The organism is Romboutsia sp. 13368 (assembly GCF_018336475.1).
In the GTDB taxonomy this organism is placed as follows: Bacteria; Bacillota; Clostridia; order Peptostreptococcales; family Peptostreptococcaceae; genus Romboutsia.
Genome location: NZ_CP048741.1, coordinates 950,660 through 952,103, shown reverse-complemented (window position 1 = coordinate 952,103; position 1,444 = coordinate 950,660). Strand labels below are relative to the sequence as shown.

At 28.5% G+C, this 1,444-nt stretch carries 1 protein-coding gene; it reads right to left on the bottom strand.

The genetic code is table 11. The features are described 5' to 3' along the window. Window positions 1–111: 111 nt before the first annotated feature. On the bottom strand, window positions 112–1,221 hold the full coding sequence (locus G3997_RS03795; RefSeq protein ID WP_296648365.1) for a DUF362 domain-containing protein: 1,110 nt from the start codon (window positions 1,219–1,221) through the stop codon (window positions 112–114). Window positions 1,222–1,444 lie beyond the last annotated feature (223 nt).

Genomic DNA, 1,444 nt, shown 5'->3' with positions numbered 1-1,444 from the left:
TTATGTCTAAAATATTTAATTTAATTGTATCTTTATATAAATATAAATAAAAAGTTGCCCAAAATACTTTTAATTATTTTAAGGCAACTTTTATTTAGTTCTATATTATTTTTATATTTCTATTAATTCGTATTCTTTATTTCCTAATCCTAACTTAACAGCATGGTCTATACATACTTCCCAGTTAGTTTCTGGATGAGTATTTATAAAATGATCATGTGTATGTTGTTCCTTTTCACCTAAATAACTATCTCTTATAACAACTTGCTTGTTAGCTGCATCAACGCATGCCATATCAAGAGCAACTGGATCGAATGATGCAAACATACCTACATCAGGAATAATTGCTGCATCATTTTCTCTATGACAATCACAGTTTGGTGATACATTAACTACAAAACTTATATGGAAATGCTCTCTTTTGTCAATAACAGCCTTTGAGTATTCAGCTATTTTCTTATTTAATATATCATTTGCAGAATATTCAGGGTTTGCTATTGAATCAAAGTTACAAGTTCCTATACATCTTCCACATCCAACGCACTTATCATGGTCTATGTTTGCTTTTTTATCTTCATTAAAGCTAATAGCACTATGTGCACACATCTTCTTACAGGCACCACAAGATAAACATCTTTCTTGATTTACAACTGGCTTTCCACTACAGTGCATTTCCATTTTACCAGCACGAGAACCACATCCCATACCTATATTTTTTAGTGCGCCTCCAAATCCAGTTGATTCATGCCCCTTAAAATGGTTCATACTTATAAATATATCTGCATCCATTATAGCTTGACCAATTTTAGCTTCTTTAACATATTCTCCACCTTCAACTGGTATAATTGCTTCATCTGTTCCTTTAAGTCCATCAGCTATTATAACATGACATCCTGTAGCAAATGGATTGTATCCATTTTCATAGGCTGCATCCATATGCTCTATTGCATTTTTTCTTCTCCCTACATAAAGAGTGTTACAATCTGTTAAAAATGGCTTTCCACCTTTAGATTTTATCAAATCTACTATTACTTTAGAGTAGTTTGGTCTTAAGTATGCTAAATTCCCAGGTTCTCCAAAATGAATTTTAATTGCTACAAATTTTTCATTAAAATCAATATTTTCTATACCTGCTTTTTTAACTAATCTATCTAGCTTTTGTAATAATGTCATATTAGAATTAGTTCTTAAATTAGTAAAATATACCTTAGATTTATTCATCTCTATTTCCTCCCTTTGTTATTCCCTCTATATTATTATAGTTTAATTAAATTTCTATTTGAAGTTATAAATTTATCTATATTACATAACTTTATTTTTATTTAAAAGTTGCTTAGTTATGCAATTTTAAAATTTATAAACTAATATATTTAGTTGACTTTTGTATTATAGTCTAAATTAAAGTTTTAATACAATAATTTACTTAAGTAGATTGTACGTTAAG

Excerpts from the sequence above, each read along its gene's own strand:
- G3997_RS03795 (WP_296648365.1), bottom strand. The coding sequence starts at position 1,221 with ATGAATAAATCTAAGGTATATTTTACTAATTTAAGAACTAATTCTAAT.